Source organism: Microbulbifer mangrovi (assembly GCF_002009015.1).
Classification (GTDB): Bacteria; Pseudomonadota; Gammaproteobacteria; order Pseudomonadales; family Cellvibrionaceae; genus Microbulbifer; species Microbulbifer mangrovi.
On record NZ_LZDE01000346.1, the window covers coordinates 1 to 16,360 of the forward strand.

The 16,360-nt window shown below is 57.1% G+C and carries 15 protein-coding genes; 8 read left to right on the forward strand and 7 right to left on the reverse strand.

The window, feature by feature from the left end; all coding sequences use genetic code 11:
* Positions 1-269 precede the first annotated feature (269 nt).
* From hemH to B4U49_RS17715, 7 genes are all read left to right on the forward strand, one after another.
* Positions 270-1,310: a ferrochelatase gene (hemH, locus tag B4U49_RS17680; RefSeq protein ID WP_078085939.1), complete on the forward strand. Its 1,041-nt coding sequence runs from the start codon at positions 270-272 to the stop codon at positions 1,308-1,310.
* 436 nt (positions 1,311-1,746) lie between these two features.
* A complete protein-coding gene (locus tag B4U49_RS18925) occupies positions 1,747-2,583 on the forward strand; it encodes a hypothetical protein (protein WP_143735733.1) in 837 nt (278 codons plus the stop codon).
* 287 nt (positions 2,584-2,870) lie between these two features.
* Positions 2,871-3,590 carry a tRNA (adenosine(37)-N6)-threonylcarbamoyltransferase complex dimerization subunit type 1 TsaB gene (gene tsaB / locus B4U49_RS17695; protein WP_078085941.1) on the forward strand — a complete coding sequence of 240 codons (720 nt, stop codon included), beginning with the start codon at positions 2,871-2,873 and terminating at the stop codon, positions 3,588-3,590.
* Between the two features lie 69 nt (positions 3,591-3,659).
* Complete coding sequence (locus B4U49_RS17700; protein ID WP_078085942.1) at positions 3,660-4,460, forward strand: undecaprenyl-diphosphate phosphatase; 801 nt, start codon at positions 3,660-3,662, stop codon at positions 4,458-4,460.
* Positions 4,461-4,535: 75 nt separating this feature from the next.
* On the forward strand, positions 4,536-5,420 hold the full coding sequence (locus B4U49_RS17705; RefSeq protein WP_078085943.1) for an NAD(P)-dependent oxidoreductase: 885 nt from the start codon (positions 4,536-4,538) through the stop codon (positions 5,418-5,420).
* Between the two features lie 81 nt (positions 5,421-5,501).
* Positions 5,502-6,605, forward strand: coding sequence for a tRNA-queuosine alpha-mannosyltransferase domain-containing protein (locus B4U49_RS17710; RefSeq protein ID WP_193432862.1), 1,104 nt, complete (start codon positions 5,502-5,504; stop codon positions 6,603-6,605).
* A gap of 95 nt (positions 6,606-6,700) precedes the next feature.
* Complete coding sequence (locus B4U49_RS17715) at positions 6,701-7,708, forward strand: tryptophan--tRNA ligase (RefSeq protein ID WP_078085944.1); 1,008 nt, start codon at positions 6,701-6,703, stop codon at positions 7,706-7,708.
* 45 nt (positions 7,709-7,753) lie between these two features.
* Here B4U49_RS17715 and B4U49_RS17720 read toward each other — a convergent pair whose 3' ends face one another.
* The 5 genes from B4U49_RS17720 to B4U49_RS17740 form a co-directional block, all read right to left on the reverse strand.
* On the reverse strand, positions 7,754-8,770 hold the full coding sequence (locus B4U49_RS17720) for a mechanosensitive ion channel family protein (protein WP_078085945.1): 1,017 nt from the start codon (positions 8,768-8,770) through the stop codon (positions 7,754-7,756).
* A 27-nt stretch (positions 8,771-8,797) separates the two neighbouring features.
* A complete protein-coding gene (locus B4U49_RS17725) occupies positions 8,798-9,256 on the reverse strand; it encodes a hypothetical protein (RefSeq protein ID WP_143735734.1) in 459 nt (152 codons plus the stop codon).
* A 103-nt stretch (positions 9,257-9,359) separates the two neighbouring features.
* A complete protein-coding gene (locus B4U49_RS17730) occupies positions 9,360-10,157 on the reverse strand; it encodes an esterase/lipase family protein (protein WP_239692698.1) in 798 nt (265 codons plus the stop codon).
* Between the two features lie 47 nt (positions 10,158-10,204).
* Positions 10,205-10,951, reverse strand: a complete 747-nt coding sequence (locus tag B4U49_RS19170) for a PPC domain-containing protein (RefSeq protein ID WP_193432863.1) — start codon at positions 10,949-10,951, stop codon at positions 10,205-10,207.
* Between the two features lie 100 nt (positions 10,952-11,051).
* Positions 11,052-11,579 (reverse strand): PH domain-containing protein, encoded by a 528-nt coding sequence (locus B4U49_RS17740; protein ID WP_078085947.1) that lies wholly within the window; start codon positions 11,577-11,579, stop codon positions 11,052-11,054.
* Positions 11,580-11,742: 163 nt separating this feature from the next.
* On the opposite strand from B4U49_RS17740, the gene gndA reads away from it, so the two are divergent.
* Positions 11,743-13,263: an NADP-dependent phosphogluconate dehydrogenase gene (gene gndA / locus B4U49_RS17745; RefSeq protein WP_078085948.1), complete on the forward strand. Its 1,521-nt coding sequence runs from the start codon at positions 11,743-11,745 to the stop codon at positions 13,261-13,263.
* Positions 13,264-13,280: 17 nt separating this feature from the next.
* Here the strand turns inward: gndA and B4U49_RS17750 are convergent, their stop codons facing one another.
* Both B4U49_RS17750 and B4U49_RS17755 read right to left on the reverse strand, forming a co-directional pair.
* On the reverse strand, positions 13,281-15,203 hold the full coding sequence (locus tag B4U49_RS17750; protein ID WP_078085949.1) for a DUF3857 domain-containing protein: 1,923 nt from the start codon (positions 15,201-15,203) through the stop codon (positions 13,281-13,283).
* Positions 15,200-16,354, reverse strand: a complete 1,155-nt coding sequence (locus B4U49_RS17755) for a hypothetical protein (RefSeq protein ID WP_078085950.1) — start codon at positions 16,352-16,354, stop codon at positions 15,200-15,202. The genes B4U49_RS17750 and B4U49_RS17755 overlap by 4 nt, the downstream gene beginning before the upstream one ends.
* Between the last annotated feature and the right edge of the window lie 6 nt (positions 16,355-16,360).

The window sequence follows — 16,360 nt, forward strand, 5'->3', positions numbered from 1 at the left end:
AAGGCTCCTTCGGGAGCCTTTTTAGGTTCTGGTAGCGTACAGTCGCGAGAGCGGGGCATGTTCACCTGATTGACCCAGACTATGTGTGCGCATAAGCAGCCTGCTAAATACTTTTCTGCCAGTTTCTGAAATACTCCTGCCCCACCAATCGAATTGATCCTGAATCGCGGGCGGAGGAGAGCCGGGCAGGCTGTCCGCACCGGACGATTCAAAATCGATTTTGGATGCCTGTTGTTGGCCACTGATACCTACTGGAGTGTGAAACGAATATGGCTCACGCGATCATTCTGATGAACCTGGGCACGCCCGCGGAACCGACGCCGGCGGCAGTACGGCAATTTCTCCGGGCGTTTCTTTCTGATCCCCGTGTGGTCGAAATACCGCGGCCTTTGTGGAAATTGATCCTCAATCTCTTTGTGCTGCCGTTGAGGCCGAAGCGAATCGCGCCGGCCTACGAAGAAATCTGGAACCAGGGGCTGGACGGTGAAGCGGTGACCGGGTCTCCGATTACCTATTACACACAGCGGCAAGTACAGCTGCTAAAGCAGCGACTGGACGCTGATTCTGCCCGCGATTCCGCGCATGCTGATTATCCTGCGGCTGGCCAGCTGCGGGTTGGCCATGCGATGACTTACGGGGCTCCCAGCCTTGGGGATACTGTCGCGCGTTTGGGGCAGGAGGGAGCTACCAGTTTTACGGTCATTCCTCTTTATCCTCAGTATTCCGCCACCACGACTGGCGCTATATATGATCAGGTGGCGGATATCATCCGCAGCGCACGTAACGTGCCGGACATCGCCGTGGTCCACGACTATTGGCAGCACCCTCTTTATATTGAGGCGCTGGCGAACTCGGTACGTGAGCACTGGGAAAAGAACGGCGCGGCGGAAAAGCTGATGATGTCATTCCACGGCATTCCCAAAGCCAATACCCGCAAGGGCGATCCCTATTATCAGCATTGCTGTGGTACCGCAGAGAAGCTGGCAGAGGCGTTAAACCTGTCGCGGGAGAAATGGGAAATTACCTTCCAGTCTCGTTTCGGGAAGGCGGAATGGCTGCAGCCCTATACAGACAAAACCCTGATCGAATGGGGGCAGAGTGGTGTGCCCAGCGTGGATGTGATCTGCCCGGCGTTTGCCGCTGATTGCCTGGAAACTCTGGAAGAAATCGCGGTAGAGAATCGCGCTAATTTTATCGAAGCTGGCGGTCGGGAATATCGATATATTCCTGCACTGAACGCGCGCGAAGACCATATTCGATTGCTGGAGGCGATCGCCCTGGAGCGAACTCCGGGGATACCCGCGAAGTAATTTTTTCAGCCCGATTTATCGCAGAGCCGGGAAAAGGCTTAAAACATCCTCCGACAATCAAAAAAAACCGATTTTTTTCCGAAAAATCGGTTTTTTTTGATCCATTTTCTTGCAAACCCTATTTTTTTTATTAACTTTGATACAACCGTGTCATTTTGAATGGTTGCGCCGTCCAAAATTCAATGGATTGCAGACGGTTTTCAACTTGATGATATCGGTCCAGGCACCACTGCCGGGTATCACTGTCAGGCACTACAGAGGGGAATCACTATTTCCCCTGGCCCATATCAGTGAGTGAGGTTCCGGCAGGGAGGCTCTCAGGGTTTTTTACCGTATTCGAGAGTGGCAGGACATCTCAGGGGTTGATCCGAAATGTCGGCCAGCACGTAGTTGAGTGTTCAGGTGACTTCTTTTACAGAGAAAGAGGAGACAAGGGATGGCACGAGTCGCAAAGAAAAAGGCCAAGGCAAAACGTGTAGCCAAAGCCAAACCGGCGGCAGCCAAGGCCGCTGCGAGCACTTCACCGGTGGTGGCCAAGGCGCAGAAAGCCGTGGATTCGGCTGCGAAGGCTCTGGATGCGCAGCTGGATCGCGTGGGTAAAGCACGGGCAAGGGTCCAGAAAACTGGTTCTGCTGCTGCCAAGCAGTCACTGAGTTCTGCAAATAGTAAGTTGCGTGAACAACGCGCCAAGCTGGCTGAGGCCAAGGTAGGGTTGGCCAAGGCCAGCGCGATGGACGCCGTGCGTCAGGCCGAGGAGTCCGCCAAGCAGAAAGTCACGGAGATGGCTGACAAGCTTTCCTCCAAGGCTGATAAAGAGCTTGAGAAAGCGGTAAAGGCTTTCGAAAGTCGCTGGAAAAAAGCCCGCGCCAAGGCCGATGCCAAAAAGGTGAAGGCGGCGGAGAAGAAGGCGACCGCAAAGGTAAAGGCGGCGGCGAAGAAAGCCGCAGCCAAAGCCAAGTCGCTGGAGAAAAAGGCCGCCGCCAAAGCCAAAGCCGAAGCCAAAAAAGCGTCCAAGGCTGCAAAAAAGAAGAAAGCTGTTAAGAAGTCGGCGGCCAAAAAGACCCCGGCGAAAAAATCTGCAGCTAAAAAGCCTGCGGCCAAAAAGACAGCTGCTAAGAAATCCCCCGGTCGTCCGAAGAAGGCTGCGGCCAAAAAGGCTGCTACCAAGGCGGTCAAGTCTGCACCCAAGAAATCTGTTCGTCGCGGGCGTCCGCCCAAGGCTGCGGCCAAGAAGGCCGGGGTTCGCCGGGGCCGCCCACCGAAGAAGTCCTGATTACCGGCGATTCAAGTATCTGCCCAGTGTAGTCCACCCAGCCCCGGCCTCTATGGTCGGGGCTTTTGTTTTTTAGGAGAGGGAAAACGGGTGTTGGCTATCAGGAGTATCGGTGTCACGGGGGCCATCGCGGTGAGGCATATCGGATGCCGCATATGCGGCCAGTTGCGTTTGTCGCTGGGCGTGCCACAATTCGCCCCTGATTTTGGCCCCGCTCCCAGCTTGTCCCGCATTCTGCGGATAGTGGGGAAGGGGGCGTATCTGCTATTCACCACGGATTCCAAGTTTTGAAACTTTTGGCTGTTGATACCACGTCCGGTGCCTGCTCTGTGGCGCTGTACCAGGATGGCCGCGTCTGCGAGCAATTTGTTCGGGCCGAGCGCGACCATACCCGTCGCCTTCTCCCCATGGTGCAGTCTGTGCTGGCGCAAGCCGAGAGTTCTCTGGCTGATGTGGATGCTCTCGCGGTCAGTCAGGGACCGGGCTCCTTTACCGGCCTGCGCATCGCGATCAGCTGCGTACAAGGCCTGGCTTTTGCATCGGACAAGCCCGTGGTTCCGGTATCCAGCCTTGCGGCAATGGCCGCGGGTGCAGTACGTACACAGTCGGCATGGAGCGGCGCTCCGGTATTGGCGGCGCTGGATGCGCGCATGCAGGAGGTGTATTGGGGACTTTATTCGTCAGAACGGCCGGGGGAGGCCATTCTGCCGGATGCGGTATCCAGCCCGGAGCAGGTGGTAGCGTTCCTGGAGCGGGGCGGGTTTCTGGGGGCTGCCGGGGAAACATGCCCGCTTTATGCAGCGGGGCCCGGGTGGGAGTATCCGCAGCTCGCGGCCCTGAACCCGCTGGGAATCTGGGAAGAGGCGGCCATTCACGCGCAGGATATTGTTACGCTGGCGGCAGATCTGTGGCAGAAGGGTGAATATGTTGCTGCCGAGGCCCTGGAACCGGCTTACCTGCGCAACGAGGTAACCTGGAAAAAACGAGAGCGCATTCGCGCGCGCTGAAACACCGCCGTATAACAATTAACAAAAGCCAGATCTGGGCACCAGCCGCTGGCGAATGCAGTAAAAAATATGGAAACCTTTCAGACCATTATTCTGGCCCTGATTCAGGGTATGACCGAATTCCTTCCGATTTCCAGTTCTGCGCATCTGATTCTGCCCAACCAGGTTCTGGGATGGCCGGATCAGGGGTTGGCGTTTGATGTAGCGGTGCACTTTGGCTCCCTGATTGCTGTACTTGTGTATTTCCGCAAGGACGTCTGGCAATTGATTGTCGATGGACTCGGTGGATTCAAGACTGGCCGTTTCACCGACGAAGGGCGCCTTGCCTGGCTGATTGTGCTGGCGACCATCCCCGCCGGGCTCGTGGGGCTGATCTTCAAGGACTTTATCGAAACCCACCTGCGTTCCTCGGCTGTGATTGCCGCCACCACTATCGTATTCGGTGCGTTGTTGTGGTGGTCCGATGTGCACGGTGCCCGCCGGGACGAACTGGGCAAGCTGGATTGGAAAAAGGCATTAATGATCGGTGTAGCGCAAGCATTGGCGCTGATTCCGGGCACCTCACGCTCAGGTATCACCATGACTGCAGGCCTGATGCTGGGTATGAAGCGGGAAGCTGCAGCCCGCTTCTCGTTCCTGATGTCGATCCCGGTAATCACCCTGAGTGCATTGCTGCTTACCCTCGAATTGCTCGATACAGAGGTCGTGCCCTGGGGAAGTATCACACTCGGGGTGGTACTTTCCGGAATCAGTGCTTATCTGTGTATTCACTTTTTCCTCCAGTTTATCAGCCGTATTGGCATGGGCCCGTTCGCCATTTACCGCTTCTTTCTTGGCGGCGCGCTGATCTGGTTGATCCTCACCAACTGACGCTGCGGGCTTTAATGTGAACGTTGCAGCAATGACACATCTAGCGTCGAATCTTATTCAAGACCGGGTATTTCTATGACAACTACAGTGGCATTTATCGGGCTCGGCGTAATGGGTTTCCCTATGGCTGGCTACCTGTCGCGCGCCGGTTATCGGGTACAGATCTACAACCGCACGGATAGCCGGGCTAGCGAATGGCTGGAAACCTACGCCGGTGAAGCATTTTCGACACCCGCAAAAGCGGCCAGTGGGGCCGAGTTTGTATTTGCCTGCGTCGGAAACGACGAAGATTTGCGCCAGGTGACCACCGGCAGTGATGGTGCTTTTCACGGGATGGCATCCGGTAGTGTTTTTGTCGACCACACTACCGCCTCTGCCAATGTTGCCCGGGAACTGGCAGCCGCGGCCGCAGAGCTGGGCATTGGATTTCTCGACGCGCCGGTATCTGGCGGCCAGGCGGGCGCGGAGAACGGCGCGCTGACCATTATGGTGGGCGGCGACGAGGCCAACTATCAGCGCGTGACACCGTTGTTACAGAGCTATGCCCGCGCGCTCAACCTGATGGGCCCGGTAGGCAGTGGCCAGCTTTGTAAGATGGTCAATCAGGTATGTATTGCGGGGCTGGTGCAGGGGCTTTCAGAAGGACTACATTTTGCCCGTGCTGCCGGGCTGGATCCCGAGCAGGTGGTAGAGGTGATTTCCAAGGGGGCCGCCCAGAGCTGGCAGATGGAAAACCGCTATAAAACCATGTTGGCCGGTGACTATGAGCATGGGTTTGCGGTGGACTGGATGCGCAAAGACCTGGGGATCGTCCTCGACGAGGCCCAGCGCAACGGTGCGTTGCTGCCGGTTACCGCGCTGGTGGATCAGTTTTACAGCGAAGTGCAGGCACTCGGCGGCGGACGTTGGGATACCTCCAGCCTGTTTGCGCGCTTGACGAACCTGCGGGACTTTGAATAAAGCGAGTCTTGATTTTCGTTTCTGCCGGTCATTCGGCCGGCACCATTTCCCAACTCCACTCTTGAATCTTCAGGTAACTCCGTGAAAGTGCTTCTGCTTTCCGCTTACGATGCCGACAGTCACAAGCGCTGGCGGCGCGGCCTGGTGGCCGCCATTCCCGACTGGGAGTGGACCGTACTCAGTCTGCCGCCACGCTATTTCAGCTGGCGGGTGCGCGGCAACAGCCTCAGCTGGGGCAGGGGAGAGGCCCTGTCGACCCTGCGTGAACCGTGGGATCTGATTGTTGCCACCTCGATGACTGACCTGTCCTCGCTGCGCGGCCTGGTGCCAGAGTTGGCCCGGGTACCCTCGGTGGTGTATTTCCACGAGAACCAGTTTGACTACCCTCGCAGTGAAGAGGCTGTGCCCTCGGTGGAGCCCCAGCTGTTAAACATTTATACGGCGCTGAGTGCGGATTTGCTGTTGTTCAATTCTGAATACAACCGCAATACCCTGCTGCAGGGGGCGGAAGCGTTGTTGCACAAGTTACCCGACCACGTGCCCGCTGGTATCTGTCGGGAGATCGTCGACAAATCCAGGGTACTCCCGGTACCGCTGGAGAGCGCCGCCTTTGAGGTCCCTCGAGACAAGCCTGCGCGCCCGACCTTTATCTGGAATCACCGCTGGGAGTATGACAAGGGCCCGGATATTCTGCTGGCTGCAGTACGGCGATTCGGGCGTCAGCAGATTCCGTTTACTCTGCATGTGGTGGGGCAGCAGTTCCGGCGGCAACCGGCGGAATTCGCCCATATCCGGAAGTCCCTCGAAAAGCTGGGCGCGCTGGGTGCCTGGGGCTATCGCCAGAGTCTTGCGGAGTATCGCCAGCTGCTGGGGCAGAGTCATGCTGTGATTTCCACCGCGCGGCACGATTTCCAGGGCCTGGCGGTGCTGGAGGCGGTGGCAGCGGGCTGTCAGCCGCTGGTGCCAGACCATCTCGCTTACCCCGAATGGTTCGGGCGCGGAGGCTGGCGCTATTCCGAGGATGTGGAGTCCTGCGCTGCCAACCTGTGCAAGGCCATGGTGCGCTGTGCCGGACAGATACAAGCGGGCGGGGTGGCTTCAGTGCCGGATATATCGGATTTCAGCTGGGATCAAATGACGGCACAGTACCGCGCGTTACTGGGTGCGTGTGCCAGCGGCAGCTGAAATCGTCCTGAACGTACAACCCCCCGCGGGAAACGGGTATCATTCGGCCCTGATTCGCCGATTGACGATTAGCAAGAACGGAACCTCTAGGATTTATGAGCAAGCAGCGTGTACTTACCGGCATTACCACCACCGGCACTCCCCACCTGGGCAACTATGTGGGCGCGATTCGCCCGGCCATTGCCGCCAGCCAGGAAGAAAATAACCAGTCTTTCTATTTTCTGGCGGATTACCACGCGCTGATCAAGTGTCAGGATCCGGAACAGGTTCATCAGTCCACACTGGAAATCGCCGCAACTTGGCTGGCGCTGGGGCTGAATACCGATAATGTGGTTTTCTATCGTCAGTCCGACATCGTCGAAATCCCCGAGCTGACCTGGCTGCTGACCTGCCAGACCGCCAAGGGCCTGATGAATCGCGCACACGCCTACAAGGCTGCGGTGGATGCCAATCGCGAAGATGGACAGGACTCAGACTTCGGAATCAATATGGGGCTGTACAGCTACCCGATCCTGATGGCCGCGGACATCCTGATGTTCAATGCCAACAAGGTGCCGGTGGGCAAGGACCAGATTCAACATATCGAAATGGCGCGGGATATTGCTGCGCGTTTCAACCACCATTACGGCGAGCATTTTGCGCTGCCAGAAGCCGTGGTCGATGCGCATGTTTCCGTATTGCAGGGCCTGGACGGCCGCAAGATGAGCAAGAGCTACGGCAATACCATTCCGCTGTTTCTGCCGGAAAAGAAACTGAAAAAGCACATCAACAAGATCAAGACCAATCTGCTGGAGCCGGGCGAGCCGAAAGATCCGGATACTTCTACCGTCTTCCAGATCTGGCAGGCATTTGCCACGCCGGAACAGACCGCGGAGATGCGCAAGGCATTTGAAGAGGGCATCGCCTGGGGCGAGGCCAAGAAACAGCTGTTTGAACTGATCAACGGACAGATTGGTGAAGCGCGTGAGCGTTATGAAACACTGCTTGCCAATCCGGCGCAGATCGAAGAAGAGCTGGAGAAGGGGGCCGAAAAGGCGCGTGCTTATTCCCGTCCTTTCCTCGCCAAGCTGCGCGAAGCGGTAGGTATCCGCAAGATCGGCTGATTCGCCGGCCTCGCACTTTATCCCTGAGCCCACTATCCAGTGGGCTTATTTATTTTCGGGGCCGGTTTTTCCGGATCCGCGCCTGGTCTCCGGGCTACCCGCCCGCATTTCTCCTTTGTCAGCCGAGGGCGCAGGCCAACCTTCCCTCTGTTCACCCGGTTTCCCATCGGACTCGTCGGTCTGGTCATGGAACAGGTGTACCTGGGTTTCAAACGGCATGTCGATACCGGCTTCATCCAGCGCTTCTTTTACGGACTGAATGACGCGCGCCCGAACATGGGTGACATCGGTCTGGGTGCTGTTGGTCCACCAGCGAGCGCGGATGGTTACCCAGCTGGCGGCGAGCTCCCACGGCAGCGCTTCCGGCGCCGGTGACTGCTCAACACCCTCCACCCGTTTCACCGCATTGCGGATCACGTCGCACGCCTGGCCGATACTGTCGCTGTAGCCGATGCCGATTTCGTAATCACTGCGTCGGTTGGTATGGGCCGTTTTTACCAATACCGCATTGGTGTAGATATCGCTGTTGGGCATGACCACCCGCTGGCCGTCGTAAGTGTCGATGAGCGTTGCGCGGGTTTCTATGCGGTGCACGGTGCCCTCGAAGCCCGCGACCTTGATCTGATCGCCGATTTCAAAAGGTTGGCGGACGAGAATCAGCAGGCCGGCGAGCCAGTTTTGCAGAATATCTTTGAACGCAAAGCCGATTGCCACTGAGCCCACACCCAATCCGGCGATCAGGTCACCGGGCTTGAGACTGGGCATAACGATGGTGGCGGCAAGGAGAAAACCCACCAGTATCACGCACCACTTGACCAGGCTCCCCAGTACTTCTCCCAGATTGCCCCGATCTCTGCGGGTGAGATGCCGCCGTACAACCAGCCGAAAAATACTGCCTAGAATAAAGGCAACCAGCAGTACCAGCAGGGCGACGGTGAAATTGGGCAGAAGCTTGATGGCACCATCTACCCAGCTATCGACCTGGTCTATTGCCGCGCTGTAGTCCGCAGAAACACTCTCCTGTAGTCCGGCTTCGCTATTTTGAGCACCTGTGTTCTGCATTGTGAAATGCCTTCGGCAAGTCATGAATCAGCCCGGGTAGCTCAGGCGGATATCCAGGGCAAACTCGGCGCTCTCTCCATTCTGCGCGGCGCTGTGCATCAGGTAGATCAGTACCTTGTAGGTGCCGTCTCTCGGCAGAGTCACGGAAAAGCGCGAGTGCTGGCCGTGGCCCCGGTGCAGTGCGCGCGGCGCTGCAGGTGCGGTAATGCGGTAACCGGCCTGGGTATTACTACTGTGCACGTCCAGTTCCAGCGATTGTCCGGTTTTGGCGTCGATCAGATATTCGATGGCCTGGTGGCCATTGATGGTCGCGGTAACCCGCGCAGTTCGGGATGGGGCTTCGGATGTCGGGCTGTCTTCGTGGAGCTCCACCCTTTCCCGGTGGGCCTGGGTAGCGCTGGTATCGGCAGCACTGGGCAGTGCGTACAACATCAGCTGCACTAGCAGCACGGATAGTGAGAAACGGAGCAGAAGGTTTTTTTGCACTGGTAGCCCTGATAACAAATCAAGCAGGGCAACCAGTGTAGGTTCGCGGAGGGGCTAATAGTCGTTCTGCGTGTGGTTCAAGCGGCCAAGACGCTTTTGCGACCTAAACGTCACTATGCGGTTCCGCCTCACGCTGGAAACGGCCATGCTCGAGGTAATGGATGACCTGCTGGATGACCTTTGAATTTTTCATCATAAACACGTGGGTCACCGGCATTTCCAGGTGATCGCGCATTCCTTCCAGGTGCGTGCGTGCGACGGTGACCTTTCCGTCATCCTTACCCGGGAGCATGCCGGAGAGGATTGGATTGATACTTTGTGTGCCGGCAATAATGCCGACATCAAAATTCGCGCCACCCAGTTGGTTCGGAACGCTCATTTTGCCACTGCCGAGCTGCAAACCGGCATCGCCGAAAATAAAGTGGAATCCCGGGAAACTGCCCAGCTTGTCCACGACTTCGCTGCCCTGATTGGGCGGGCCCAGCATGACCACCCGCCCCAGGTTTTCAATATTCACCCGGCTGAGGTACTGACGCACCAGGATGCCACCCATCGAATGGGTGACAAAATGCACCTGCGATGCCGGTGCATTGCTGTCGCGCGTCGCCCGGGCGCATTCGTCCAGTGCGGGGGCGATTGCCGGACCGGCGAGCTCTTCGATGGGAAAATCGGTCGAAGGGTAATCGACATTGACCGCGATATACCCCGCGTTGTCGATGGCCTGTTCAAGCTTCTCCATCGAACTGTCGGATTTGGCCAGCCCGTGCAACAGGATCACGCAATCACTGGCTTGAGCTGGAGCACCCAGTGCGGGGTTGGCGACTACTGAAAGCAGGCTGCTAAAAAGCAACGCGGCAAATTTACCGATAGGGAAATACCGCGTCATGGAGTGAGTAGCCATAAAAGGAGTACCGGTGTCTGAATGGAATAACACCGATTCTACCCGCTTCAGCCGCCATAAATCACGGCATCTGGAATCAGGTAGTACTCCTGTTTTCCCGCCGCCAGCCACCAGTTATCTCCCTGACGCTGCCAGTTTAGTGGGCTTCCATCGTCGGTGCTGAAACGGTCGTTGGCAAAGTAAAGCACCCGCTGGCCATGCTCTTCTATCGGTTTGCGAGTCCTGATTTCTGCAGAGCCGGGTGCGCGCTTAACCTGCATGGGGCACTGGCGACGGAAGTTGGGTTCTCCGGCAGAGCAGGGCAGATAACCACTGGCATCGTATTTCCAGGCTATACGACTCTGGCTGCGATCGGAGCTGGAGTCGCTGCTCTTGGTACTGTCGATATCCACGCGCAGCTTGAAGTCCGCCGACTCATTGCGGCGTGCGGCACTGCGCATCATGTATACCTGGATGGTATAAGTCCCGTTTTGGGGGAGCGAAGCTGCGTAGCGGTCACCATTGGTGGAGCCGATAAATATGGCGGCATCGCCTGGGCCGCTGCCCGGCGCATAAACATTGAAATAGGTCGCCGTATGGCTAGTCGTGAGCTTGACCACCATTTGCTGGCCCGCCTTGGCGGTGACCTTGTAATTTACCGTGTTGTAGCCGGTGATATTGCTAGAGACCGATGTTCCGGTGGCGCCCTTGGTAAAGCGCAGGACTTCGGTGCGGGATTCATCTCCCCAGGCGAAGTTACAGAGCAGGACAAATATTACCGTGGTCACGAGCCTTGATGGGGTCATAAACTGCATACATCCTCCCGCCAGTGGCGCGGCCAGTCGAAATTACATCACTGGGTTTGAGTGTAGTTCAGCGCCAGCAGGCTGTGACCTATTGGCAGTGAGCCGAGAATTAATTCGTGTCCGCGTCGCTGGCGAGCGGGCGCAGCAGGTCCACAAATTTTTGCGGATTGTCCGGTGTGACCACAATTGTGCGGATGGGAAGCCGGATCACCACCGTGTGAGAAATATCCGTGGCAAAGGCGCGATAGCGTCCCAGCTTTTGATTGCGAAACAGGCCGGTAAAGCCGAACAGGCCGCCGTTGCCAAAGATCCGGATGGATCCCCGGGTCGCATCCGCTTGATGGGATACCGACTGTAAACCCTCCAGATTGACCCGAGTGCGCCAGCCCGGTCTGTGCACAATAAGATAGTTACCCTGCAAGCTGTAACCGCGCACGGAAAAAAGCGCGCACAGGGCGAAAATCGCCAGTGGCATCCAGGTACCCACCTGATAGGTCCAGGGCGGATTTTCCGGTGCTCTCGCCAGCAATACTGTGCTGATTCCAAACAGGATGACACCGCAAAGGGAAGTGATCAGCACCAGTTGGCGCCCCCAGGGAGCGGAGAAAACGTGCGGGGCGGTTGGCTGTGCGGTCATAGTGCAGATCCGATGGGATGAAATGGGCTGACCCAGATTGTAATCCCTGGCCGAAAGCGGAGAAATACCCGGTCACCTCAGCGGTAAATTCCGCCTCCCGGCACGGGCTTCGGGTTGCTATACTCCGCCCGCTTCAAATAGCACCAATTTTCTGGAGAGATTCATGTCAGATGCACTTTGCGATATCGGGTTTATTGGCGCGGGGGTCATGGGGAAAAACCTGATTCTCAACCTCGTCGACAACGGATACCGCGTTTGCGCGTTTGACCTGGACCACGGGCGACTCGAGGCGCTGCTGGAGCAGGATGCCAGAGAGCGCGGCGATCAGCCGGCCCGGGTTGAAGTCTGCAATTCCTACACCGAGCTGCTGTCGCGCGTGAAAGCGCCACATCTGGTGATTCTCTCCGTTCCCGCCGGTGCACCCGTAGACGACGTGTGCAACAAGTTGCTCGATGCCGGGCTGCAGGCGGACGATATCGTGATCGACACCGGCAACAGCCTGTGGACCGATTCCGTAGAGCGCTGTAAACGCTATGAAGGCAAGTTGATCTTCTTCACCACAGCGGTATCCGGTGGCGAAGTGGGCGCGCGTTTCGGGCCGTCGTTGATGCCCAGTGGCGATCGCTACGCCTGGGCGCGTATTGAACCGGTATGGCACGCCATTGCCGCCAAGGTGGATCCCGCAACCGGGCAGCCCATTGAACGATTCGAGCCCGGCAATCCGGTGAAAGAGGGCGAACCCTGCGCTGCCTATATCGGGCCCATTGGTTCCGGTCACTTTGTGAAAATGGTGCACAACGGTATTGAATATGCCGACATGCAGATGATCTGCGAAGTCTACGATGTGATGCGCAGTGCCCTGGAGATGACCCCACAGGAAATCGCCGGGGTCTTCCGCGAGTGGAACAAAGGGGTGCTGAACAGTTACCTCATCGACATCAGCGCGGAAGTGCTGGACACCCTGGACTCCGAAACGGGCAAGCCGCTGGTGGATGTGATTCTCGATCGTGCGGGGCAGAAGGGGACTGGCCTGTGGACCGCGGTTGGCGCGTTGCAGGTGGGTTGCCCGGCGCCGAGTATCGCCGAAGCGGTATTCGCCCGCTCCCTCTCTACGCGCAAGGTACTGCGCACCCGCGCGGCCCAAAAGCTGGTGGGGCCGGATGTAGCACCGGTACCTGAGGAAAAACGCGAGGAAGTGATCGCGCAACTGCACGACGCCCTGTATTGCGCCAAAATCTGCGTCTACGCACAGGGTTTTGACCTGATGAAGCTCGCTGCCAGGGAGCAGGGCTGGGAGCTGAATTTTGCTGAAATCGCCAGAATCTGGCGGGCCGGTTGTATTATTCGTGCGGTATTCCTGCAGTCCATCAGTGATGCCTACGAGCGGGATACCAAGCTCTCCAACCTGCTACTGGACGACTTCTTCATCGAACAGATCGCAAGCCACCAGGGGAACTGGCGCCGGGCCGTGGCCGATGCCACCATCGGTGGAATTCCTGTACCGGCGCTGTCTTCAGCGCTCAGCTACTACGATGCCTTCCGTCGCGAATCGCTGCCGGCCAACCTGTTGCAGGCGCAGCGGGACTTCTTTGGCGCGCACACTTTCTCACGTGTGGATCGCCCGGAGCAGGAAAAATACCACGTGCTGTGGAGTGAAACGGGAAGGCCGGTCAAAAAACTCTGAGTCCTGGCCTTCAGCTATCAATCCAGTTTTTCTGCTTCAAACCGCAGGTTGGCCTCCCGTTTCAGGGTGGCCAGGAACTGGTTGAACGGTTCAATTTCCTCCACTGGAACATAGCGCGTGGGTATTTCCAGTTTGGAAACGACTTCGAGTTCCCTGGCGGATACCTTGTGGACGGTACGGGAAAGTGAGCCGTACTTGTGATTCAGGGCCAGTGTCTGCCCGGGGAAGCTCAACGCCCAGAGTTTTCCCAGATCAAATGCATAGCGGGATTCGATGCTGAGTCCGGGAAACTGATAGCCATAGTGCTCGTTGTCGATGACCACGCTCTGTAATTCGTCCCGCATCCAGCTGTCGTATTCGGTATAGGCCAGATCCGTTTCCGGGTCCGACAAGGGCTCGTATTGGACTTCCGACTGAATCAGAAGCTCGGGTGCGATCTGGTCGGAATGTGTAAACGAAAACTGCGGTTCCTTATCGGAGCTGTAGACTTCCTGATACTGCTTCTGCGCCCATTCCAGTTGTTCCTCCGGCGTCCTTGCGGACAGTATCGAGCGCATCGAGCCCGCATACTCCCCGGAGTACTTTCGTGTCGTCTTTTCTACCTGCCCACCTTTCTCGTCAAAGGCGATTTCCGTATTGGCGTGCATCTGCCAGCGGTACTTGTTCAGCGGCAGCATCATCGGCTCAGTGACCGGTTTAATTGGCAGCGCAGCGCTGCCCTGAATCCAGGCGGGAAGTGCACTCCAGTCGGTATCCGTATCGGTGGCGTCGATACAGAACTTCATTTCCGGCTGGTCATTACACACGATGACGTGATCGAAGTAATTGGTTGCAGGAAGTGTCAGGTTCTCGAGGCTTTTGCGCTCGGTCGCCACCAGAACCGGAATTGGGTTCAGTCCGAGTCTCTGCAACAGTTCCAGTAATAGCGCCGATTTGTCCTTACAGTCTCCGTAGCGATTGTGCAGGGTCTCGTGAATATTGTGCGGGGTAATCGCATTGCCGAGCCCGGACATGGAGTTGTAGCGGATTTCGCGGGAGACAAACTGGTGGATCGCGGAAATCTTTGCCTCCAGCGAGGGTTGGTTTTCTGTGAGCCTGGTAAAGAGCTTGTCGACCTCGGCCGACGACACCCGCGCATTATCGAATTTGTGCTGCATCAATGAGGCGATATCTGACCAGGGCAAATCCCCTTCGGTAACCACCAGCTGATTGATTACATCCCGCCAATAAACGGTATTGTCACGCTTGAGTGCCGGAATCTGTTTGGCCGCACAGGTGATGGTGTCGGATTCTGCGCTGCACAGGAGCGAATCACTGGCATTCTGGTATTGCAGGTCGACCCCGGGGGCGCTGTTGATCTGGATGTGATAATTCTGATACTCGTAGGTGCCCCGGGGATAGAAAACCCTCGACCAGGGCGCTTCCAGTTGCGACTTGTCCGTGGTGACTTCGTAATCGACAAAACTGAGACCGCCGCTGGAAAGGCCCGGGATTGGGATCACCGCAATTTTGGTGTCGGTGAACGTATTGTACTGGTTGGATTCCACCACCTGGATATTGGCCGGGTCGAATACCTGGATATTCCCCTCCGGGGAAATGGAGCCCGCAGAGTGGATGGTGACCCGCTCGTTACTCCGGTTGAAGTAGATGAGCTCGTTACCCTGACTTTCAATCTCGCTGGATGTTGCGTAATAGGTGACGGTCTGGATTCTGGATTTGACCTCCGATTCGCCAACGTGAACATCCGCACGGAACCCCGCCAATGTGTACCGGGATGGGACATCACCAAGCAGGTATTGTTTTGAAAAGTCCATCAAGGCCTGATTGGTTTCCCCGGTCCAGCGGATGTTGTCTGTCGGGGATTCTGCGGCAGATGTACCGGTACTCATCGGCAATACGATTGCCAGCGGCAGCAAGAAGCGGGTTGCGATCGATTTCATAGTGGGCGAAATCCTTTCTCCGTGCTCTGATAATCCGCAAGCGAATGGGTGAAATCGGCTTTGGTGGCGACAAGTTGCCCGTAGAGTTCGTATATCCCCTGATCCGTCTCAATGGCGCGGCTAGTGACAAGCACCTTGTTACCCAGTAGCGATCCTTCGCAGGTGAGGGAGGACATGATATGGCTGCCGTTTTGATCACCACCATCCAGGAACTCGCGCTTTTCCGTGCAGCTTGTCTGCATGAATTCGGCGGCGGCCTCTTCAGTGCGGAATGCGGAGATCTGGTCCAGCGAAGATTCCTTTCCGTGTGGGAAAACCACGAAGTAGGCGTCGGTACTGGCCCCTTCCAGCTCCATCAGTGCCGTACCGTCAGAGTAGGAACCGATTTCGACGCGCGCCCAGTGGTCGCCCTGAACCTCAATGGAAAACGGGTGTCCCTCTTGAGATGCAATATCCCCGTTTTGTAACTGCTGCAATTGGTCTCCACCAAAAAGCTGTGTGTAGAACAGCAGAATACACAGCAGTGTGATGGCAACCGGCAGGCAAACTACCGAGATGACCCACTCAACCGCATGGAAGCGTCGCGCAGGGAGAGGGCTTTCTGACAGCTGTTCCCAGTATGCGCTGCGGATACGGTTTACCCGGGTGTGTAAGACGGAAAACAGGGCAGCACCGACGAAGAAAACGGCAACAAACCACTGATCGGAATTTGGCACCTTGTCGGAGATATTGATCAGCAGGGTCACTACCCACATGCCGATCAGCCAGGCCCTCTGCCACCCGCCCCAAGCGAGCGGCAGGTGGCAGCGGGCTTCCGCATTCTCGAGCAGCCGTAGCAGTCGGGGATAGGCGAAGAATTGAGCAAGAAGGAAATAGGGAGTGAGAATCCACCAGCCGGGAGAAACCGGCTCTCGGTTGATCGTTCGGCAGTCTTTCGTCAAATGGTAAAGGTAGTAGGAGAAATAAAGCCCGAAGGTGGCCACAAACAGCACAAGCTCCCATCCCGTTGCTCTCGGCTTGGCAACGCTTTGGGGGTCGATCTTGTCGAGCTCGAATTGCGACAGGCCAGGGTGGTTTGCAACCGGCTTATCGGCGTCCCAGCCGGATCCGGGGGGTACTTCTGGAGTGGAAGCCGAGGCATTGGTGGACATGAATAG